This window comes from Pseudogulbenkiania ferrooxidans 2002, from assembly GCF_000174355.1.
Taxonomy (GTDB): domain Bacteria; phylum Pseudomonadota; class Gammaproteobacteria; order Burkholderiales; family Chromobacteriaceae; genus Pseudogulbenkiania; species Pseudogulbenkiania ferrooxidans.
The window spans coordinates 218,712-240,404 of record NZ_ACIS01000006.1 but is presented as its reverse complement, the minus strand read 5'-3'; the positions used below and the strand labels follow the sequence as shown (position 1 = coordinate 240,404).

Here is a 21,693-nt window from a genome sequence, read left to right as displayed (position 1 = left end):
CCTGGGTCACCGAAGCGATGGTGATGGTGCCATCTTCCTCGATGTTGATCTCGGTACCGGTATCCTTGGTGATCGAGCGGATGGTCTCGCCACCCTTGCCGATCACTTCACGGATCTTGTCCGGGTTGATCTTCATCACGAACAGGCGCGGAGCGTGGGTGGACAGCTGCTGCGGACCTTCCACGGCTTCCTTCATCAGGCCGAGGATGTGCAGGCGGCCTTCCTTGGCCTGGTCGAGTGCGACCTGCATAATTTCCTTGGTGATGCCCTGGATCTTGATATCCATCTGCAGCGCGGTCACGCCTTCGGCGGTACCGGCCACCTTGAAGTCCATGTCGCCCAGGTGATCTTCGTCACCCAGGATGTCGGTCAGCACTGCGAAACGGTTGCCTTCCAGGATCAGGCCCATGGCGATACCGGCCACGTGCGCCTTCAGCGGTACACCGGCGTTCAACAGCGCCAAGCAGCCACCGCACACCGACGCCATCGACGAGGAGCCGTTGGACTCGGTGATTTCCGACACCACGCGCATCGAGTAACCGAACTCATCGGCGGACGGCAGCACCTGCGCCAGGGCACGCTTGGCCAGACGGCCATGGCCGATTTCGCGACGCTTCGGCGGGCCCATGCGGCCAGCTTCGCCGGTCGAGTACGGCGGGAAGTTGTAGTGCAGCATGAAGCGGTCGGTGTACTCGCCGGCCAGCGCGTCGATGATCTGCTCGTCGCGCTGGGTGCCCAGCGTGGTTACCACCATGGCCTGGGTTTCCCCACGAGTGAACAACGCTGAACCGTGGGTACGCGGCAGCACGCCGGTGCGGATGGCGATCGGGCGCACGGTGCGCGTGTCGCGGCCGTCGATGCGCGGCTCGCCGGCCAGGATCTGGCCGCGCACGATCTCGGCCTCCAGGCTCTTGAAGATGCCTTTGATCTCGTTGGCGGTCAGAGTATCGGTTTCTTCATTGATCAGCGCGGCCTTGACGTCGGCCCAGGCTTCAGCCAGCACCTGCGTACGCGCCTGCTTCTGGCGGATACGGAAGGCGTTGGCGATTTTCTCGCCCGACACTTCACGCACCTTGGCGATCAGCTCGTCGTTCTGGGCCGGCGCGGACCAGTCCCACATTACCGGGTTGACTTCGTCGGCCAGCTCGTTGATGGCCTTGATCGCGGCCTGCAGCTGGTCGTGGCCGAACACCACGGCGCCCAGCATCACGGCTTCCGGCAGCTCCTTGGCTTCGGATTCGACCATCAGCACGGCACGATGGGTACCGGCAACAACCAGGTCGAGCTGGGAGGTTTCCAGTTCGGTCTTGGTCGGGTTGAGGATGTAGTCACCGTTGGCGTAGCCGACGCGGGCGGCGCCGATCGGGCCGTTGAACGGCAGACCGGAGATCGCCAGCGCAGCGGAAGCGCCGATCATCGCAGGGATGTCGGAGTCGATTTCCGGGTTCAGCGACATCACCGTGGCGACGATCTGCACATCGTGGTAGAAGCCTTCCGGGAACAGCGGGCGGATCGGACGGTCGATCAGGCGGCTGGTCAGGATTTCCTTCTCGGACTGCTTGCCCTCGCGCTTGAAGAAGCCGCCCGGAATCTTGCCGGCGGCGTAGGTGCGCTCGAGATAGTCGACGGTCAGCGGGAAGAAATCCTGGCCCGGCTTGACGTTTTGCGAGCCGACCACGGACACCAGTACCACGGTGTCTTCCATGGTGACGAGAACGGCGCCGGAGGCCTGACGGGCCACTTCGCCGGTTTCCAGGGTCACGGTGTGGCGGCCGTACTGGAAGGTTTTGCTAATCTTGTTGAACACAGGGCATCCCTTTTGCTATTGGTTTGAGGCAAGTGGACTCACAACGGGAACCCCTAGAAATACCGGCTGGCTGCGGCAACCGGCATGTCTAGAGGCTCCTCCCGTCGTGTCATTCAGTTAGTGGGCCGGGAAACGAAAAAGTCGCAGACTGGCTGCGACTTTTTCGAACCTGAACCGATTACTTGCGCAGACCCAGGCGGGTGATCAGGGCACGGTAGCTGTCGGCATCGGTGCGCTTGAGGTAGTCAAGCAGACGGCGACGACGGCTCACCAGTTTCAGCAGGCCGCGACGGCTGTGATGATCCTTGGTGTTGGCCTTGAAGTGCGGGGTCAGATCGTTGATACGGGCGGTCAGCAGGGCAACTTGCACTTCCGACGAACCGGTATCGCCTTCCTTCTGCTGGAAGTTTTTAACGATTTCTGCTTTTTGAGCGGCGGTCATAGCCATTTTGATGTACTCCACAATTCAGGTAAGGGCAATCAAGCCCGACAAGTGCAGCGAGCCGAGACCCATCCACACTTCACACTTCGGCTGCCGAGGCAGCCACGAGCCGGAGGGGGGAAAGAACACCCGGTTCCCTGACCTCCCCCAGCCCGACAAATTCCCGCGTTTCGGTAAGGTAAACCCGGAAGCGCAGCATTGTCTCACATTTTTCCGCGATGCGCACCGCCTGCCCCTGGCGAAAACGACCGGCCTGTTCCGGTGCCAGGACGATCTCAGGCAGATGCGCCACCAGCACGTCCATCGGCAGTAACAGAGCGTCACGCTCGGCCTCCGGCACAGCCTCCAGGGCCTCCAGGGTGATCGACTGTTCCAGCGTGAAACCACCGGTGGTGGTACGGCGCAAGCCGGTGAGGAAAGCGCCGCAATCGAGCGCCTCGCCGATGTCTTCGGCCAAGGTACGCACGTAGGTGCCCTTGCTGCACAGCACGTCGACCACGGCCTCGCCGCCGTCGAACGAAACCAGCTCCAGGCCATGGATGACGACATCACGCGCCTGACGTTCGATGTCGACCCCGGCGCGGGCGTATTCGTACAGAGGCTTGCCCTGGAACTTGAGCGCCGAGTACATCGGCGGCACCTGGCTGATCGGCCCGACAAACTGCGCCAACACCCGTCGCAGCGCGGTCTCGTCGAAGGTCACCGGGCGCTCGCGCAACACCTCGCCCTCGAGGTCGCCGGTGGTGGTCACCTTGCCGAAGCAGATCGTCGCACGATAGCCCTTGTCGGCATCGAGCAGGTAGGACGAGAACTTGGTGGCCTCGCCCAGGCATACCGGCAACAGGCCGGTCGCCAGCGGGTCAAGCACACCGGTATGCCCCGCCTTGGCCGCCGTGAACAGCCAGCGCGCCTTGAGCAGGGCTGAATTACTGGTCACGTTGTAAGGCTTGTCCAGCAATAGCACACCACTCACGGCGCGCTTCTTGCGCCGCATCTGCGTCATGCCTCGTTGCCCTCTTCCGGCTCGGTCTTGGGCTCGGCGTACTCTTCGGATACCTGGTTGATCAGGCGCGTCATGTGCATACCGCGCTCGATCGACTCGTCGTAGACGAAATGCAGCTGCGGCGTGGTGAAGATCTGCAGGGCGCGGCCCAGCTCGCTGCGCAGGTAACCGGCGGCGTGCTCCAGCGCCTCCTGCGTTACCTCGCGAGTCTTGTCGTCCATCACGGTGTAGTAGATCTTGGCGTGCGAGTAATCGCGCGTCACCTCTACCGAGGTAATGGTAATCCAGCCGGCGCGCGGGTCCTTCAGACCCTTGCGCAAGAGTTCAGCCAATTCGCGCTGGATCTGCTCGGAGATACGATCCGCACGGGAAAAACCTTTTTTGGCTCTGGCCATGGTGTTGATCCTGATTCACTGAAAACACAAAAGCGAGCGCCGTCCGGCCGCAGCCGGAGGGACGCTCGCCCGAACAACGCGCTTAGAGGGTACGCGCCACTTCGACGATTTCGAACGCTTCCAGCTGGTCTCCTTCCTGGATATCGTTGAAGTTCTTCAGCATCAGGCCACACTCGTAGCCCTGCTTCACTTCCTTCACGTCGTCCTTGAAGCGCTTGAGCGATTCGAGTTCGCCGGTGTGAACCACCACGTTGTGGCGGATCAGACGGACCATGGAACCGCGCTTCACCACGCCGTCGGTCACCATACAACCGGCAATATTGCCGACCTTGGACACCGAAATCACCTGACGGATTTCCACGGTACCGGTGATCTGTTCCTTCTTCTCCGGCGACAGCATGCCGGACATAGCCGCCTTCACCTCGTCTACGGCATCGTAAATGATGCTGTAGTAACGGATGTCGACACCTTCGCTTTCGGCCAACTTGCGGGCCGCAGCATCGGAACGGGTGTTGAAGCCGATCACGATGGCCTTGGAAGCGATCGCCAGGTTGATGTCGGATTCGGAGATGCCACCCACGCCGGAGTGCAGGATATTGACGCGCACTTCGTCGGTGGACAGCTTCTGCAGGCTCTGCGACAGCGCTTCGTAGGAACCCTGCACGTCGGCCTTGATGATGATGGAGAGGTTCTGCACCTCGCCTTCGGCCATCTGGGCAAACATGTTCTCCAGCTTGGCAGCCTGCTGCTTGGCCAGACGCACGTCGCGGAACTTGCCCTGACGGAACAGCGCGATTTCGCGCGCCTTCTTCTCGTCGATCAGCACCATGGCGTCTTCGCCTGCGGCCGGCACGTCGGACAAGCCGAGAATTTCCACCGGAATGGACGGACCGGCTTCATCGATCGCCTTGCCGTTTTCATCGATCATGGCGCGTACGCGACCGAAAGCGGTGCCGGCCAGTACCACGTCACCCTTCTTCAGGGTGCCGGACTGCACCAGCAGCGTCGCCACCGGACCACGACCCTTGTCGAGGCGGGCTTCGACGATCACGCCCTTGGCCGGCGACTCGACCGGAGCGGTCAGTTCCAGCACCTCGGCTTGCAGCAGCACGCCTTCCAGCAGGTTGTCGATGCCCTGACCGGTCTTGGCGGAAACCTCGACGAACATCGCGTCACCACCCCAGTCTTCCGGCACAACTTCCTGCGCCACCAGTTCCTGGCGGATACGCTCGGGGTTGGCGCCCTGCTTGTCGATCTTGTTCACCGCCACCACGATCGGCACACCAGCGGCCTTGGCGTGGTGAATGGCTTCGATGGTCTGCGGCATCACGCCGTCATCGGCAGCCACCACCAGGATCACGATATCGGTAGCCTTGGCACCACGGGCACGCATGGCGGTAAACGCCTCGTGACCCGGGGTGTCGAGGAAGGTCACCACGCCGCGCGGGGTTTCCACATGGTAGGCACCGATGTGCTGGGTAATGCCGCCGGCTTCGCCCGCGGCGACCTTGGCACGGCGGATGTAGTCCAGCAGCGAGGTCTTGCCGTGGTCGACGTGACCCATTACGGTCACCACCGGCGGACGCGGCAGACGCTCCACCTCGGCGCCGCCCTCGACGTTCTCGAGGAAAGCATCCGGATCGTCCATCTGTGCCGCCTTGCCGATGTGGCCCATCTCGCCAACCACGATCAGCGCGGTTTCCTGATCCAGCACCTGGTTGATGGTCACCATCATGCCCATCTTCATCAGGGTCTTGATGACTTCAACGGCCTTGACCGCCATGCGGTGCGCCAGGTCGGCCACGGTAATGGTTTCAGGCACCAGCACTTCGTGCACGATCGGCTCGGTCGGTGCGGTGAAAGCGTGCTGACTGTTGCCGCGCGACTTGCCGCCGCGCTTGCTCTTCCAGTCGCCGCCGGCATCGCCACCCTTGACGCGCAGGCCACGGCCTTTCTTGCCGTCGTCCCAGCTGCGCTCGGAGCCGCCCTTCTTGCCCTTCTTCGGTGCAGCAGAACCCGGTGCCGGCGCGGCAGGCGCCGCGGCACCGGCCCCAGCCGGAGCAGGACGGCCACCGGCCGGAGCCGGACGCTGCCCCCCCGCGGCCGGACGCACCCCGGCCGAGCCAGGACGCTGACCGGCACCCGGCTGTCCGCTGCGCGGACCGCGTGCATCCTGCGGACGGCCATCGACGGAGCGCCCGGCAGCCGGGCGTGCTTCGGCCGGTTTGGCCTCGACCGGCTTCGGCGCCGGAGGCGGAGGCGGATTTTCCGCCGCCAGCTTGGCGGCCTGACGGCGCTCTTCGCGCTCGATCTTTTCGCGCATCAGGGCTTCCTGACGAGCGCGGAACGCCAGCTGGCGTTTTTCTTCCGCTTCGCGTGCGGCGATTTCTTCCGGAGACAGAATGGACAGCGGAGCCGGGCGCACCGGGGCTGCCTTGACTTCCGGAGCAGCCGGCTCTTGCGGCTTGGCTTCGACCTTCGGCTCTACCTTGGTCTCAACCGCCGCCGGCTTCGGCGCTTCGGGCTTCTGTTCTTCCTTGATGTCGACCTTCGCCACCACGGGCTCGGCCTTGACTTCGGCCTTAGCCGGCTCAACCGGAGCGGCGACGACCGGAGCAGCCTCTGGCTTGGCAACGGCGGCGACAGCCGCAACCGGTGCCTCCAGCGGACGCTGCACCACACGCTTCTTGCGGGTTTCCACTCTTACCGTCGAACCGTCCGCCGTACGAACCTCGCTGGTCTGCTTGCGGGTCACCGTGATCGGGGTCTCGTTACGGGCACCATGCGAACGCTTCAGGTAGTCCAGGAGCTGGGATTTGTCCCGTTCTGAGAGGGTGTCATCCAGCGAGCCTTTGCCGACACCGGCGGCACGCAGCTGTTCCAGCAGGCGATCCGGTGTCAAGCCAAGCTCACTGGCAAACTGTTTTACATTCGTCAATACCATGCGTCTTCCCAAATTCCGTCAATAACTTCCCGAAGCCTTACTGGGCAAACCAGTGTTCGCGCGCCTTCATGATGATTGCACGTGCGGCTTCAGCCTCCATACCGGTCATGTCAACGAGATCATCCACGGCAAGGTCGGCGAGTTCGTCGCGGGTGGTCACGCCATTTTCAGCCAACTTACGCACCAGGTCGGCATCTTCCAGGCCTTCGATGCCCTTCAGATCGTCGGATACGCTTTCCACCTTTTCCTCGGAGGCGATGGCCAGCGTCAAGAGAGCGTCACGAGCGCGGCTGCGCAGTTCGTTGACTTGCTCCTCTTCAAAGCCTTCGATCTCGAGCATTTCGGCGATTGGCACATACGCCACTTCTTCGAGGGTGGCGAACCCCTCTTGCACCAGCGTCATGGCAGTCGCTTCATCCACACCGAGGTGCTTCATGAAGGTTTCACGCAACGCGGCGTCTTCTTCCTGATGTTTTTCTTCGGCCTCGGTCACCGTCATGATGTTGAGGTACCAGCCGGTCAGCTCTGCTGCCAGGCGGACGTTCTGGCCGCTGCGGCCGATCGCCAGCGCCAGCTGGTCTTCTTCCACCACCACGTCCATGGCGTGGTTATCCTCATCGATCATGATGCGGTTGACTTCGGCCGGGGACAGCGCGTTGATCACGAACTGCGCCGGTTCCGGTGCCCACAGCACGATGTCGACGCGCTCGCCGGCCAGCTCCTGGGTCACCGACTGCACACGCGAACCGCGCATGCCGATGCAGGTACCCTGCGGATCGATACGCGGATCGTTGGCCTTGACAGCGATCTTGGCGCGCAGGCCCGGGTCGCGGGCGGCTTCCTTGATCTCCAGAAGGCCCTCTTCGATTTCCGGCACTTCCAGCTCGAACAGCTTGATCAGGAACTCGCGGGAAGTACGCGACAGCACCAGCTGCGGGCCGCGACCGAGGCGGTCGATGCGCATCAGGTAGGCCTTGACGCGGTCGCCCACGCGCAGGTTTTCCTTCGGAATCATCTGCTCGCGCGGCAGCACGGCCTCCAGCTTGCCGCACTCGATGATGGCATTGCCGCGCTCGATACGCTTGACGGTACCGCTGACCAGATGTTCGCGGCGCTGCAGGAACTCACTCAGGAGTTGCTCGCGCTCGGCGTCGCGAATCTTCTGCAAGATCACCTGCTTGGCGGCCTGGGCACCGATACGGCCGAATTCGACAGCCTCCATCGGTTCCTCGATGACGGCGCCGACCTCGATGGACGGATCACGTTCGCGAGCGTCAGCCAGCTCGATTTCCTTGTCGTCGAATTCGAGCATGTCGTCTTCGACCACGGTCCAGCGACGGAAAGTATGGTACTGCCCGGTATGACGATCGATCTCGACACGGATATCGACGTCATCCTGATTGAATTTCTTTTTAGTAGCAGACGCCAGCGCCAATTCCAGCGCCGTAAAAACCACGTCCTTGCTGACGCTCTTCTCGCTCGCCAGGGCATCAACCAGCAACAAAATCTCGCGACTCATGCAATCCTCCGAATTTTTTTCATTCCCGTGGGGTCGACCCCGCCCAGATCAGAACTCAGGATCAAGCCTGGCCTTGTCGATAACGGCGAGCGGAATGGCCACGGTCCGGCCCTCGAACTCCAGCTGTACAGCGCCATCCACGACGCCAGCCAGACGGCCGGAAAATTTCTTTTGCTGTTCAATGGGCATGCGGGTCTTGATCTTGGCCCGCTGCCCGGAGAAGCGTACGAAGTCCGACTCTTTCTTGAGCGGACGGTCCAGCCCCGGAGACGACACTTCCAGCCGCTCGTAATCTATGTTTTCGACCATGAAGAGGCGCGTCAGGTGGTTGCTCACCAGCACGCAGTCTTCCACGGTGATTCCACCGGGTTTGTCGAGAAACACCCTGAAACCGCCCCCAGGGGTCAATTCGAAGTCCACCAGCTCGTAACCCAGACCTGGCAGCGTGTTCTCCAGCAGCAAACGTACATCCATTGCTTTTTCCACAAATAAAAAATGGGCGAAACGCCCATCCCTAACCGTCGGGATTGTAATACATTTCTCCCCGAAAGGAAATCCCGGCGACAAGCCTGCGCCGGGTGGCACGAACGGTGCACGGGCGTCTTTACGATATGATCGTGCTTCCTGTACATTGGCGAGCAAATAAAACGATCGTTTGTTTATGACAAGCAGCGACCGCTGACCTAATAACAAAAGACGCTCGGCAAAAAGACTTGAGGCGAGGCGTCCCGAAATCAAGCACGATGGAGAAACACAGCATGGATAAACTCTGGCTCAAGAATTACCAGCCCGGCGTCGAGCAAGACATCGATATCGATAGTTTCAGATCGATCGATGAGGTGTTCGAGCGTTCTGTCGCCAAGTTTCGCAGCCGCCCCGCCATGGCCAATATGGGGAAGGTGCTGAGTTACGGGGACCTCAACCAGCACGTCGCCGAGTTCGCCTCGTTCCTGCAGCATCGCCTTGGCCTCAAGAGAGGCGACCGCGTCGCCCTGATGATGCCCAACCTGCTGCAATACCCGATCGGCGTGTTCGGTACCCTGCGTGCCGGCCTGACCGTGGTCAACGTCAACCCGCTCTACACGCCGCGCGAGCTGGAACACCAGCTGAACGACTCCGGCGCCGAGACGATCGTGATCCTGGAAAACTTCGCCAGCGTGCTCGAGGAGGTCATCGCGCGCACCCGGATCAAGCACGTGATCGTGGCGTCGATCGGCGACATGCTGGACTTTCCGAAGTCTGCCATCGTCAACTTCGTCATCCGCAGGATCAAGAAGATGGTGCCGGCGTGGAACCTGCCCGGCCACATCCGCTTCCCGGCGGCGCTGGCCGAAGGCCGCCGCCAGGCTCCGGTACCGGTCGACCTCAACCACGACGACATTGCCTTTCTGCAATACACCGGAGGCACCACCGGGGTGGCCAAGGGGGCGATGCTGAGCCACGGCAACATCGTCGCCAACATGCTGCAGGCGGGAGCCTGGATCAAGCCGGTCATCCACGAGGGGCAGGAGGTCATCGTCACCGCCCTGCCGCTCTACCACATCTTCTCGCTGACCGCGAACCTGATGACGTTCACCGAGGTGGGCGCGCTGAACGTGCTGATCACCAATCCGCGCGACATCACCGGCTTCATCAAGGAGATGAAGAACTATAAGGTGACGGCCATCACCGGGGTCAACACCCTGTTCAACGCGCTGCTGCATCACCCCGATTTCAAGACCATCGATTTTTCGACCTGGCGCCTGACGCTGGGCGGCGGCATGGCGGTGCAGAAGGCGGTGGCGGACAAATGGAAGGAAGTCACCGGGGTGGCGCTGGTGGAGGCCTACGGGCTGACCGAAACCTCGCCTGCCGCCTGCATCAACCCGCTCAATCTGAAGGAATACAACGGCAGCATCGGCCTGCCAGTGTCGTCGACAGAGATCCAGATTCGTGACGCAGAGGGACGCGAGCTGCCGGTTGGCGAAGCCGGCGAGCTGTTCATCCGCGGGCCTCAGGTGATGAAAGGGTACTGGCAGCGCCCGGACGAGACCGCCAAGGTGATCGGCGCAGATGGTTTCCTCGCCACCGGGGACATGGCGATGGTGACGCCGGGAGGTTTCGTCAAGCTGGTGGACCGCAAGAAGGACATGATCCTGGTGTCCGGTTTCAACGTCTACCCCAACGAGATCGAGGACGTGGTGGCGATGCACCCCGGCGTGCTGGAGGTGGCGTGCATCGGCGTGCCGGACGAGAAGTCGGGCGAGGTGGTCAAGGTGTTCGTGACGCGCAAGGATCCCGCGCTCACCGAAAAGGACATCATCGAGCATTGCCGCAAGAACCTGACCGGCTACAAGGTGCCGCGCCATGTCGAGTTCCGCAGCGAGCTGCCCAAGACCAATGTCGGCAAGATCCTGCGCCGGGCGCTGCGCGACCAGGAGCTGGCCAAGTCCTCGTGAAAAAGCTCGCGGCACCCGGCAAAGAAACCCGCTTCAGGCGGGTTTCTTTATGCCATTTACGGCTACACTTGCACAAAAGCCATGCCCAGCAGGAGCCAAATCATGTTGTTGTTGCCGTTTTTCAAATTGATGGCCGACAAGAGTGCCAGCGATATCTTCTTCACCGCCCACGCCCCGGCCCAGATCAAGATCGAGGGGGTGACGCTGCCGGTCAACGACAAGGCGCTGACCCCTGAACAGGTGAAGACACTGGTCTACAGCCTGATGGACGAGGAGGAGATTGCCGAGTACGAGCGCGAGTTCGAGATGAACTTCGCGCGCCAGGTCGACGATCTGGGCAATTTCCGCGTCAACATCTTCCGCCAGAAAGGGCAACCGGCAATGGTCATCCGCCGCATCGCCCCGACCATCCCGTCGCTGGAGAAACTCAACCTGCCGGCGATGCTCAAGCCGCTGATCATGGAAAAGCGCGGCCTGATCATCGTGGTGGGCGCCACCGGCAGCGGCAAGAGCTCGACCGTGGCGGCGCTGTTGGAGCACCGCAATCAGAGCAAGAGCGGGCATATCCTGACGGTGGAGGACCCGATCGAATTCCTGTTCGAGCACAGGAAGTCGATCGTCAACCAGCGCGAAATCGGCATCGACACCAAGAGCTACCAGACCGCGCTGAAGAACGCCATGCGCGAGGCGCCGGAAGTGCTGATGATCGGCGAAATCCGCGATGCCGAAACGCTGATGTACGCCATCAACTACGCCCAGTCGGGCCACCTCTGCATCACCACGCTGCACGCCAACAACAGCTACCACATGCTGAACCGGGTGATCAGCTTCTTCCCGCCCGACAACCGTACCGCGCTGCTGATGGACCTGTCGGTCTCGCTCAAGGCGGTGGTGTCGCAGCGCCTGGTGCCGACGGTCGACAAGACGCTGACGCCGGCGGTGGAGCTGCTGCTCAACACCACGCACATCGCCGAACTGATCCGCACCGGGGAGATCTCCAGCATCAAGGAGGCGATCGAGCACAGCATGAGCGAAGGCGCCCAGACCTTCGAGCAATCCTTGTTCCGGCTGTACCGCGATGGCAAGATTACGCTCGACGAGGCGCTGCGCAATGCCGACTCGCCGACCAACCTGTACTGGCTGATCAACCACGGTCACGACAAGCCTGGCGAAGAGCCCGCCGGCAAGCCAGCCGCGGCCAAACCGGCCGGCAAGGATGCCTCCGCCAGCTTTGATGGCTTCACCCTGGACGTTTAACCCGCATCGACATGACCACCACCCTCTACGGCATACCCAACTGCGACACGGTCAAGAAAGCCCGCCAGTGGCTGACCGAGCACCAGATCGACTACGTGTTCCACGACTTCAAAAAACAGGGCATCGCCGAGGTGCGCCTGCAGCACTGGATCGAGGCCGTCGGCCTTGACAAGGTGATCAACCGCCAGGGCACCACCTGGCGCAAGCTCTCCGACGCCGACAAGGCACGGGCCGACGACGTCGGCTCGGCCATCGCGCTGATCCAGGCCAACCCGTCGCTGATCAAGCGCCCGGTGCTGGAGCGCGGCGAGGCCGTCGAACTCGGCTTCAAGGAAGACCTCTACGGAAAGGCATTCGGCCGATGACCAATACCCTGATGCTGACCGAAGAGCTGATCCGCCTCGATTCGGTCACCCCGAACGACGCCGGCTGCCAGGAGCGCATGATCGCCCGCCTGGAGGCGGTCGGTTTCACCGTGGAGCGCATGCGCTACGGCGACGTCGACAACTTCTGGGCCCGCCGTGGCACAAGCGGTCCGGTGGTGTGCTTCGCCGGCCATACCGACGTGGTGCCGACCGGCCCGCTGGACAAATGGGACAGCCACCCGTTCGAGCCGACCATCCGCAACGGCTACCTGTTCGGACGCGGCGCGGCGGACATGAAGGCCTCGCTGGCCGCCTTCATCACCTCGATCGAGCGCTTCGTGGCGCAGCACCCGGGTCACCCGGGTTCGATCGCGTTGTTGATCACCTCGGACGAGGAAGGCAGCGCGATCGACGGCACCGTGCGCGTGGTGGATGCGCTGGAAGCGCGTGGCGAGCTGATCGACTACTGCATCGTCGGCGAACCGACCTCCAACCACGTGCTGGGCGACACCATCAAGAACGGCCGGCGCGGCTCGCTGTCGGGTCACCTGATCGTGCACGGCATCCAGGGCCACATCGCCTACCCGCACCTGGCGAAGAACCCGGTGCACCTGATCGCCCCGGCGCTGGCCGAACTGGCCGCCGAGGAATGGGACCAGGGCAACCACCACTTCCCGCCGACCAGCTGGCAGGTGTCGAATATTAATGCCGGCACCGGCGCCACCAACATCATCCCCGGCTCCTGCGAGGTCAAGTTCAACTTCCGCTTCTCCACCGAGCACACCGCCGAGACGCTGAAGGACCGCGTGCACCACATCCTGGACGCCCACGGCCTGGCCTACGAGCTGCACTGGACCTTGTCCGGCAACCCGTTCCTGACCGAAGAAGGGACGCTGACGCGGGCGCTGGAACGCTCCATCAAGCAGGTGATGGGGGTGGATGCCGAACTGTCCACCACCGGCGGCACCTCGGACGGGCGCTTCATCAAGCGCATCGCGCGCGAACTGGCCGAGTTCGGCCCGGTCAATGCCTCGATCCACAAGCTGAACGAGTGCGTCGAAGTGCACGCCATCGAGCGGCTGTCGGACATCTACGAGGCCGCGCTGAAGAACCTGCTGCTGTGAGCCCCTGCCCCGGCTCCTGAGCGCGCGTCGGCAGACCGGGTGTCTGCCGATTTTTCTTGCCCGGGCGGAGCCGGGACCTCTTCAGAAACGTAGCGGAACGTTTCCCTTACCGACTGACTTCGACAACAACAACAAGGACATCCGGCTCATGAAAGAACTGGAAATCGCCAAGATATTCATTTCGCTGCTGGTGCTGGTCAACCCGCTCGGCGCGATTCCGCTGTTCATCAGCCTGACGCCCAACGCGAGCCAGATCGAGCGGCGCAAGATCGCCAAGATTTCGTCCACCTCGGTGGCGGTGGTGATCATCACCTCGGCGCTGATCGGCGAGAGCCTGCTGAAATTTCTCGGCATCAGCATCGGCTCGTTCCAAGTCGGCGGCGGCCTGCTGGTGATGATGATCGCGCTGGCGCTGATGAACGCCAAGCCCAACCCCACCAAGACCAGCGACGAGGAGCGCGTGGAAGCCGAGTTGCGCACCAACATCGCGGTGGTGCCGATGGCGATGCCGCTGCTGACCGGGCCGGGCACCATCTCCACCGTGATCATCTACAGCACCACGGCCCACAGCTGGGTGCAGATCAGCTACCTGATCGTCAGCGGCCTGCTGATCGCGCTGTCCTGCTACGCCGCGATGGCGATGGCCACGCCGATCAGCCGCTGGCTCGGCCAGACCGGCATCAACATCGTCAACCGGGTGATGGGCATGATCCTGGCGGCGGTGTCGGTGGAGATCATCGTGGACGGGCTGTACCGGCTGTTTCCGCAGCTGAGCCACTAGCCTGCCGAGCGCCACGGCAAAAAAGGTTGGCCGAAGGCACGCGCAGAGCGCCTTCGGCCAACCTTTTGTCCCTTGCGTGAATCTTACCGCCCCTGGATCACCCCAGCTGGCGCCGCTCGTACAGCGCCTGCGCCAGCGTGCCTGAGTCGACGTACTCCAACTCGCCGCCCACCGGCATGCCGCGCGCGATGCGGCTGACCGCCAGGCCCCGGTCCTTCAGCAACTCGGCGATCATGTGCGCCGTCACCTCGCCTTCGGCGGTGAAGTTGGTGGCGATGATCACCTCCTCCACCACGCCGTCGAGCGCGCGCACCATCAGCTTGTCGAGGTTGACGTCCTTGGGGCCGATGCCGTCGATCGGCGACAGCCGCCCCATCAGCACGAAGTACAGCCCGTCGTAGCAGCGCGCCTGCTCCAGCATCAGGAGGTCGGCCGGCATTTCCACAATGCACAGCTGGTGCTGGTTGCGCGCCGGCTCGGCGCACAGATTGCACAACGGCGTCTCGCTGAAGGTGTTGCAGCGCTCGCAGTGGGTCAGGTTGGCCAGCGCCCGGTCGAGCGCGCGCGCCAGCCGGTCGGCCCCGGCCTGATCGCGCTGCAGCAGGTGGAACGCCATGCGCTGGGCCGACTTGGGGCCGACCCCGGGCAGCACCTTGAGCGCGGAAATCAACTGGTCGAGCGAGGGGGGATTTTTCATCGGGCAGGCGGAGAAAGAGAAAAAGGTTGGCCGAAGCCCATGCTTCGGCCAACCTTAGAACCAGCACCCGATCTTGCTGCGCAGCCCTGATCGGGGCTCAAGTATACGGCGTGCGAATCTATCGCTGAGCCAATCGAAGATTGGCACGCAGGGATCCGCTCAGCGATCAGAAATCCTCATGTACTGTGTGTACATTCCGGTTTCTGCGCTGCCATTCACCCCGCCGAGGGCCGCTCGCTACAGATCGAGAGCCGGTTCTTTGGAAGACATCGGGAATCAGAACGGCAGCTTCATGCCCGGCGGCAGGTTGAGGCCGGCGGTGAAACCGGACATCTTGTCCTGGGTGGTGCTTTCCACCTTGCGCACCGCGTCGTTGACGGCGGCGGCGATCAGGTCTTCCAGCATTTCCTTGTCGTCCTTGGCGTCTTCCAGCAGGCTGTCGTCGATCGACACGCGCTTGATGTCGTGCTGGCAGGTCATCACCACCTTGACCAGGCCGGCGCCGGATTGGCCTTCGACTTCGACCTTGCCCAGCTCTTCCTGGGCCTTCTTCATGTTTTCCTGCATCTGCTGGGCCTGCTTCATCAGGCCGGCGATACCACCTTTTCCGAACATGGGCTACAACTCCTGCACAGGTTGAATCGTCTCGGTGAGCAGCACGGCGTTGAATTCGCCGACCAGCTGCCGCACCACGGGATCGTTTTCGAGATTGACACGCGCCGCCGCCAGCTGTTCCTGGCGGAAACGCGCCTCGCGCATCGCCGGGGTTTCCATCCCCAGCTCCTCCACGCTGACCGACAGCTCCGGCGCCTGGCCGAAGCGTTCGGCCAACGCGGCCTTGAGTTTTTCCTGGTAATCGCGCGTGGCGAGGTGACGGAAGCTCTCCGGCACCGCCAGCTGCAAGCGCCGTCCATCCCAGGATTTGAGCACCGCGTTGTGCGCCAGCATGCGGCTGGCCCCCATGCGCGCGCCCAGCTCGGCCACCAACGCTGCCCAATCGCCGTCGAAAACGTAGGGCTCGGCGGCGGCAGGCGGCGCGGCCGGCTCCGACCACGCCTCGGCAGCGCTGTCGTCGGCGCTCGCACCCGCCTGCCAGGCTTCGGCGGCGACGTCGCCGGCGTCGTCGGGAGCATCCTCCCACGGCGCCAGCTCGACCGACGGCGGCGTGCCCGGCTCGGGCTGAGTGGCGACAGCCGGGGCCGCCGGCACCGGCCGCGGCGCGGGTTCGACGCGCGCCGGCTCGGGTTCGGGGTCGGCCGGTGCGGACTCGTCCGGCGTGGCGGGTGCACTGCGCGCCGCTCCGTTGCGGCCGGACAAGCGCGCCAGCAAGGCCTTGGCAGCGGAAGCCCCCTCCACCGACGGCTCACTCGGCGCGGCTGGCCGGCTCGCCGGCTCGGGACGACTCGCCGCCGCACGCGGTGTCGGCGTGCTGTCCCCCGGCGCATTCAGCGGATGAAACGCCAGCATGCGCAACAGCGTCATGGTGAACCCGGCGTGCTCGTCCGGCGCCAGGGCCAGGTCCTTGCGGCCATGGATGGCGATCTGGTAGTAGAGCTGCACGTCTTCCGGCGCGATCAGTTGCGCCAGTGCCAGCACCGCCTCGGCGTCGGGGTCGTCACCGGTGATGGCGGCCGGCACCGTCTGCGCCAGCGCGATCTGCTGCAACAGCAGGGCCAGTTCGCCCAGGGCGCTGTCGAAACCGACGCCGCGCTCGGCCAAGGCCTTGGCCTCGGCGATCAGACGCGGGCCGTCGGCCTCGGCCAGGGCTTCCAGCAGGGTATAGAGGTAGGCACGGTCGACCGCACCGAGCATGGCGCGCACCCCGCCTTCCTCGACCTTGCCGACACCGTAGGCGATGGCCTGGTCGAGCAGCGACAGCGCGTCGCGCATCGAACCGGCGGCGGCACGGCCCAGCAACGCCAGCGCCGGCGCCTCGTAGCTCACCTGCTCCACGTCGAGCACGCGTGCCAAGTGGCCCGCCACCTGCTGCGGCGTCATGTTGCGCAGCGAGAACTGCAGACAGCGGCTCAATACCGTCACCGGCACCTTCTGCGGGTCGGTGGTGGCGAGGATGAACTTGACGTGGGCCGGCGGCTCTTCCAGCGTCTTCAACATGGCGTTGAAGGCGCTCTTGGAGAGCATGTGCACCTCGTCGATGATGTACACCTTGTAGCGCCCCGAGGTAGGCGCGTACTGGGCGTTTTCCAGCACTTCGCGGATGTTGTCGATGCCGGTGTTGGAGGCGGCGTCGATCTCCAGGAGGTCGACGAAGCGGCCGGCGTCGATCTGGCGACAGGCGGAACACTCGCCGCACGGCTCGGCGCCGACGCCGGCCTCGCAGTTGAGGCTCTTGGCCAGAATCCGGGCGATGGTGGTCTTGCCCACGCCGCGCGTGCCGGTCAGCAGGTAGGCGTGATGCAGCCGCTCACCGGCCAGGGCGTTGGTCAGGGCGCGCACCACGTGCTCCTGACCGACCAGGTCGGCAAAGCGTTTCGGGCGCCATTTGCGGGCAAGCACTTGATAAGTCATGGTGGCGGATTCTAATTCCAATTGGCAGGCAAGGCGACCCTTTTCGTCGCCGCCCGGCGTCACGGCGCCGGTGTCGAAACCGGCTGCTGGCCGAGGAACTGCTGCGCCAGATAACGTTCGCGGATGGCGGCTGCCACCTCCTGCGCCGCTTTGGCGTACAGGGTGCTCTTGTTGTAGCGGGTGATGACGTAGAAGTTGTTCAGACCGAGCCAGTATTCGGTCACGCCGGGCGCGGTTTCCAGCGGCACCAGCACCGCCGGCACCTGGTCGCCCACCGGCGCCTCCGGCTGCACCCCCATCTGCTTCAGCTCGCCCACGGTATAGTGCAGGTTGAACTTGTCGGCCACCAGCTGATCGACCTGTGCCCCCGGCTGCACGCTGGCCGGCAGGATCACGTCGTCGCCGTGGCGCCAGCCGTGCAGCTGGAAGTAATGCGCCACGCTGCCGATCACGTCCGGCACGCTGCCCCAGATATCGCGATGGCCGTCGCCGTCGAAGTCCACCGCCCACTTGCGGTAGCTCGACGGCATGAACTGCGGCCAGCCCATGGCGCCGGCGTAGGAGCCTTTCAAGAGCAGCGGATTCTTGCCCTCTTCCTTGGCCAGGCGCAGGAACTCGGTGAGTTCGCCGCGGAAATACTCGGCGCGGCGCGGGTAATCGAAACCGATGGTCGACAGGGCATCCACCACGCGGAAACTGCCGGTGCTGCGGCCGTAGCCGGTCTCGATGCCGATGATCGCCACCACCACCTCCGGCGCCACGCCGAAGGTCGCCTCGGCCCGCGCCAAGGTAGCCGCGTTGTCCTTCCAGAACGCCACGCCGCCGTCGATCAGGCGATCGTTGAAGAAGGCCGGACGGAACTGGTACCACGGCCGCGAGGTGGCCGGGCGGTCGAGTATCTGCAGGATGTTGGGCTTGGTTTCGACGTTGGCGAACACCGCCTCCAGCTCGGGGCGGTCGAACTGGCCACTGGCCACCTGCTCGTCGATATAGCGTTGCACGTCGGGCCGGGCGAGAAACGCCGCGTCGGCCAGCGCCAGCGAGCTGGTCAGGGCGAGCGTGGCGGCAGCCAGGCAGGTAAGGAGTTTCATCAGGGCGTTCCGGTAAGGCATCCGCCGGCACCACGCCGACCGACTGGGTTTATTGATAGGACAGCGCGCTCGACACCAGGCGCGAGGTAATGTCCACGATGGGAATGACGCGCTCGTAGGCCATGCGGGTCGGGCCCACCACGCCGAGCGTGCCCACCACCTGGCCGTTGATGCAGTAGGGCGCGGTCACGATCGAGCACTCGCCCAGAGTCACCACCCCCGACTCCTCGCCGATGAAAATATTGACCCCCTGCGCGTTGCGGCTCTGGTTGAGCAGCTCGAGCAGCTCGGTCTTGCGCTCGAAGGTCTCGAACAGCTCGCGCAACCGCGTCAGGTCGTCGGAGAGATCGCTGACGTTCAGCAGGTTGGTACCGCCGGCGATCACCACCGAGGCCGGCACGTCGCTCATCGCGCTCTGGCCGAAGCGGATCGCCGCCGCCATCAGCTCGGTGATATCCCCCTTGAGCTGGTGCAGCTCGCTCTCCATCGCTGCGCGATGCTGGTCAAGCCCTGACCGGCGTAGTGCTGGTTGAGGAAGTTGGCGGCCTCGATCAGCTCGGTCGGCGAGTAGTCGCGCGACGGATTGAGCAGGTGATTCTGCACGTCGCCGTCCATGGTCACCAGGATCAGCAGGATGCGCCGCTCCGACAGACGCAGGAACTCGACCTGGCGGAAGGCCACGTCGAGGCGCTGCGGGGTGATCACCACGCCGGCAAAATGGGTGAGATCGGACAGCAGCGACGAGGCCGACTGGGCGATGCGCTGCGGGCTGTCCGGCTGCAGGCTGTGTTCCAGCTCGTGCAGCGTGCCCTCTTCCAGCGGCCTTATGGTCAGCATCCGGTCGACGAACAGGCGGTAGCCCTTGGCGGTCGGTATACGGCCAGCCGAGGTGTGCGGCGAGGCAACCAGCCCCATCTCTTCGAGATCGGCCAGCACGTTGCGAATCGAGGCCGGGGACAGGTCCAGCCCCGCCACCATGGCCAGCGTGCGGGAACCGACCGGCTGCCCGTCGGCGATGTAGCGCTCGACCAGAGCTTTCAGCAGGCGTTGCGCGCGTTCGTTCAGCATGCCAATCATTTTACACGTCCCCCGTGGAGTGAGAAGTGGCTGCATTCCCCGGCATTTCAAGCGCCTCCCGGCAGATCGCGCTTGGCCGGCGCGCGCATGCCCGCGTTTGAGCGCCATGGGCTTTGTGCGATAATCCGGCGGTACGTTTTATCAAACCCGATTTTTGGAGACAGCATGGCGGAGCGTTCCGAAGACAAGAGCCGCGCACTGGCGGCTGCCCTGGCCCAGATTGAGAAACAATTCGGCAAGGGTTCGATCATGCGCATGAGCGACAACCAGATCACCGAGAACCTGCAGGTCATCTCGACCGGCTCGCTCGGCCTCGATCTGGCGCTGGGCGTGGGAGGCCTGCCGCGCGGTCGCGTGGTGGAAATCTACGGCCCGGAGTCGTCCGGCAAGACCACGCTGTGTCTGCAGGTGGTCGCCGAGGCACAGAAACTGGGCGGCACCTGCGCCTACATCGACGCCGAAAACGCGCTCGACCCGACCTACGCCCAGAAGCTCGGTGTCAACGTCGAAGACCTGCTGATCTCGCAGCCGGACACCGGCGAACAGGCGCTGGAAATCTGTGACATGCTGGTGCGTTCCAGCGGCGTCGACGTGATCGTGGTCGACTCGGTGGCGGCCCTGGTGCCGAAGGCCGAAATCGAAGGCGAAATGGGCGACAACCACGTCGGCCTGCACGCCCGCCTGATGAGCCAGGCGCTGCGCAAGCTGACCGGCAACATCAAGCGCACCAACACCCTGGTGATCTTCATCAACCAGATCCGCATGAAGATCGGCGTGATGTTCGGCAGCCCGGAGACCACCACCGGCGGCAACGCGCTGAAGTTCTACGCCTCGGTGCGCCTCGACATCCGTCGTATCGGCGGCATCAAGAAGGGCGAGGAAATCATCGGTAACGAGACCCGCGTCAAAGTGGTCAAGAACAAGGTATCGCCGCCGTTCCGTCAGGCCGGCTTCGACATCCTGTACGGCGAAGGCATCTCGCGCGAGGGCGAAATCGTCGAGCTGGGCGTGGAGCATGGCTTCGTCGAGAAATCCGGCGCCTGGTACAGCTACAACGGCCAGAAGATTGGCCAGGGCAAGGACAACACCCGTCTGTGGCTGAAGGACAACCCGGCCATCGCGCGCGAGATCGAAGGCAAGATTCGCGAGGCGGTCGGCATCAATGTCGCCATCACCGAAGGCCAGCCGGAAGAGGAAGAGCTGGCTGACGGCATGTTCTGATCCGGCGCATGACGAAAAGCCTGAAAGCGCGGGCCGTCGACCTCCTCTCCCGGCGCGAATATTCGCGCCGGGAACTGGAGCGGCGGCTCGCGCCGTTTGCCGAGAGCGCAGAACAGCTGGCCGCCCTGCTCGACGAGCTGGCGGCCAACGGCTGGCAATCCGACCACCGTTTTGCCGAGCAGTTTGCCGACGTCAAGGGCCGCAAGTACGGCAGCCGCCGCATCGCCCAGGCGATGCGAGAAAAAGGGCTGGACCGGGAAGCAATCGAGACGGCGCTGGCGCAGCAGGACGACACGGCCGTGGCGCTCTCGCTGTGGCAGCGCAAGTTCGGCACGCCGCCCGCCACGCCCCAGGACAAGATGAAGCAAATGCGGTTTCTCGCCACGCGTGGCTTCCCGATGGACGTGATCCGCCGGGTGCTGCAAGGAACGGTGGACGAGGACTTTACCGACGCGGAGGATTAGGGCGATGCCAATCAAGACCATCGACAGCCGTATCGACATCCAGGCCAGCCCCGACCAGATCTGGCAGGTGCTCACCGACTGGCCCAGCTATCCGTACTGGAACCCGTTCATCGTCGGCCTGCACGGCAAGCTGCAGCGCGGTGCGCGGCTGTGCGTCACGGTGCATCCGCCGCAGGCGCGGCGCATGACCTTCCGCCCCACCCTGATCGAGCTCGAACCGGGCCTCAAGCTGGTCTGGCGCGGCACCTTGCTGGCCCAGCCGCTGTTTTGCGGCGTGCACGCCTTTGAACTGGAGGTGCTGGATGCCGGCACCACCCGGCTGTACCAGCGCGAGACCTTCCAGGGCCTGTTGACCCCGCTGTTTTCCGAAACCCTGCTCAACCACACCCGAAACGGCTTCCTCGGCATGAACGAAGCCGTCAAGAAGCGGGCCGAAACCCTTGCCAGCACCGGGACGGCTTGACACAATCGAGCCATGCTCGATGTAGTGCGCCGCAACAACCCGGTTGGCGGCCCGTCTTAGACCCTGACGAAACAAT

19 protein-coding genes and 1 pseudogene are annotated in these 21,693 nt (G+C 63.8%); 8 read left to right on the top strand and 12 right to left on the bottom strand.

Annotated elements, in window-relative coordinates:
- From pnp to rimP, 7 genes are all read right to left on the bottom strand, one after another.
- Positions 1–1,807 (bottom strand): polyribonucleotide nucleotidyltransferase (pnp, locus tag FURADRAFT_RS12345; protein ID WP_456238948.1); only part of this gene is annotated, 1,807 nt, incomplete at its 3' end.
- Between the two features lie 178 nt (positions 1,808–1,985).
- Positions 1,986–2,255, bottom strand: coding sequence for a 30S ribosomal protein S15 (gene rpsO / locus FURADRAFT_RS12340; protein WP_008954494.1), 270 nt, complete (start codon positions 2,253–2,255; stop codon positions 1,986–1,988).
- A 73-nt stretch (positions 2,256–2,328) separates the two neighbouring features.
- On the bottom strand, positions 2,329–3,252 hold the full coding sequence (gene truB, locus FURADRAFT_RS12335; protein WP_008954493.1) for a tRNA pseudouridine(55) synthase TruB: 924 nt from the start codon (positions 3,250–3,252) through the stop codon (positions 2,329–2,331).
- Positions 3,249–3,647 carry a 30S ribosome-binding factor RbfA gene (gene rbfA / locus FURADRAFT_RS12330; RefSeq protein WP_008954492.1) on the bottom strand — a complete coding sequence of 133 codons (399 nt, stop codon included), beginning with the start codon at positions 3,645–3,647 and terminating at the stop codon, positions 3,249–3,251. Before rbfA ends, truB begins: the two co-directional genes overlap by 4 nt.
- Positions 3,648–3,729: 82 nt before the next feature.
- Entirely contained in the window at positions 3,730–6,591 is a 2,862-nt protein-coding gene (gene infB, locus FURADRAFT_RS12325; RefSeq protein WP_008954491.1) for a translation initiation factor IF-2, read from the bottom strand.
- Positions 6,592–6,628: 37 nt separating this feature from the next.
- Entirely contained in the window at positions 6,629–8,110 is a 1,482-nt protein-coding gene (nusA, locus tag FURADRAFT_RS12320) for a transcription termination factor NusA (protein WP_008954490.1), read from the bottom strand.
- A gap of 48 nt (positions 8,111–8,158) precedes the next feature.
- Entirely contained in the window at positions 8,159–8,584 is a 426-nt protein-coding gene (rimP, locus tag FURADRAFT_RS12315) for a ribosome maturation factor RimP (RefSeq protein ID WP_008954489.1), read from the bottom strand.
- Positions 8,585–8,868: 284 nt separating this feature from the next.
- Here rimP and FURADRAFT_RS12310 point away from each other — a divergent pair, with 284 nt between their 5' ends.
- From FURADRAFT_RS12310 to FURADRAFT_RS12290, 5 genes are all read left to right on the top strand, one after another.
- Complete coding sequence (locus tag FURADRAFT_RS12310) at positions 8,869–10,548, top strand: long-chain-fatty-acid--CoA ligase (RefSeq protein WP_008954488.1); 1,680 nt, start codon at positions 8,869–8,871, stop codon at positions 10,546–10,548.
- 102 nt (positions 10,549–10,650) lie between these two features.
- Complete coding sequence (locus FURADRAFT_RS12305) at positions 10,651–11,805, top strand: PilT/PilU family type 4a pilus ATPase (RefSeq protein WP_008954487.1); 1,155 nt, start codon at positions 10,651–10,653, stop codon at positions 11,803–11,805.
- An 11-nt stretch (positions 11,806–11,816) separates the two neighbouring features.
- Positions 11,817–12,170 (top strand): ArsC family reductase, encoded by a 354-nt coding sequence (locus FURADRAFT_RS12300; RefSeq protein ID WP_008954486.1) that lies wholly within the window; start codon positions 11,817–11,819, stop codon positions 12,168–12,170.
- Positions 12,167–13,294, top strand: coding sequence for a succinyl-diaminopimelate desuccinylase (dapE, locus tag FURADRAFT_RS12295; RefSeq protein WP_008954485.1), 1,128 nt, complete (start codon positions 12,167–12,169; stop codon positions 13,292–13,294). Before FURADRAFT_RS12300 ends, dapE begins: the two co-directional genes overlap by 4 nt.
- Positions 13,295–13,442: 148 nt before the next feature.
- Positions 13,443–14,075 carry a MarC family protein gene (locus tag FURADRAFT_RS12290; RefSeq protein ID WP_008954484.1) on the top strand — a complete coding sequence of 211 codons (633 nt, stop codon included), beginning with the start codon at positions 13,443–13,445 and terminating at the stop codon, positions 14,073–14,075.
- A gap of 97 nt (positions 14,076–14,172) precedes the next feature.
- Here the strand turns inward: FURADRAFT_RS12290 and recR are convergent, their stop codons facing one another.
- The 5 genes and pseudogenes from recR to hrcA all read right to left on the bottom strand — a co-directional run bounded on the left by recR (position 14,173) and on the right by hrcA (position 19,460).
- Entirely contained in the window at positions 14,173–14,772 is a 600-nt protein-coding gene (gene recR, locus FURADRAFT_RS12285; protein ID WP_008954483.1) for a recombination mediator RecR, read from the bottom strand.
- 276 nt (positions 14,773–15,048) lie between these two features.
- Positions 15,049–15,387: a YbaB/EbfC family nucleoid-associated protein gene (locus FURADRAFT_RS12280; RefSeq protein WP_008954482.1), complete on the bottom strand. Its 339-nt coding sequence runs from the start codon at positions 15,385–15,387 to the stop codon at positions 15,049–15,051.
- A gap of 3 nt (positions 15,388–15,390) precedes the next feature.
- Entirely contained in the window at positions 15,391–17,301 is a 1,911-nt protein-coding gene (dnaX, locus tag FURADRAFT_RS12275; protein ID WP_040652846.1) for a DNA polymerase III subunit gamma/tau, read from the bottom strand.
- A 59-nt stretch (positions 17,302–17,360) separates the two neighbouring features.
- Positions 17,361–18,392 (bottom strand): lytic murein transglycosylase B, encoded by a 1,032-nt coding sequence (mltB, locus tag FURADRAFT_RS12270; protein WP_008954480.1) that lies wholly within the window; start codon positions 18,390–18,392, stop codon positions 17,361–17,363.
- Positions 18,393–18,441: 49 nt separating this feature from the next.
- Positions 18,442–19,460: pseudogene (hrcA, locus tag FURADRAFT_RS12265) on the bottom strand (heat-inducible transcriptional repressor HrcA).
- 174 nt (positions 19,461–19,634) lie between these two features.
- On the opposite strand from hrcA, the gene recA reads away from it, so the two are divergent.
- From recA to FURADRAFT_RS12250, 3 genes are read left to right on the top strand one after another with little or no spacing between them, the layout of a single operon-like run.
- Positions 19,635–20,690 (top strand): recombinase RecA, encoded by a 1,056-nt coding sequence (recA, locus tag FURADRAFT_RS12260; protein ID WP_008954477.1) that lies wholly within the window; start codon positions 19,635–19,637, stop codon positions 20,688–20,690.
- Between the two features lie 8 nt (positions 20,691–20,698).
- Complete coding sequence (gene recX, locus FURADRAFT_RS12255) at positions 20,699–21,154, top strand: recombination regulator RecX (RefSeq protein ID WP_008954476.1); 456 nt, start codon at positions 20,699–20,701, stop codon at positions 21,152–21,154.
- Between the two features lie 4 nt (positions 21,155–21,158).
- Entirely contained in the window at positions 21,159–21,617 is a 459-nt protein-coding gene (locus FURADRAFT_RS12250) for an SRPBCC domain-containing protein (RefSeq protein ID WP_008954475.1), read from the top strand.
- Positions 21,618–21,693: the final 76 nt, after the last annotated feature.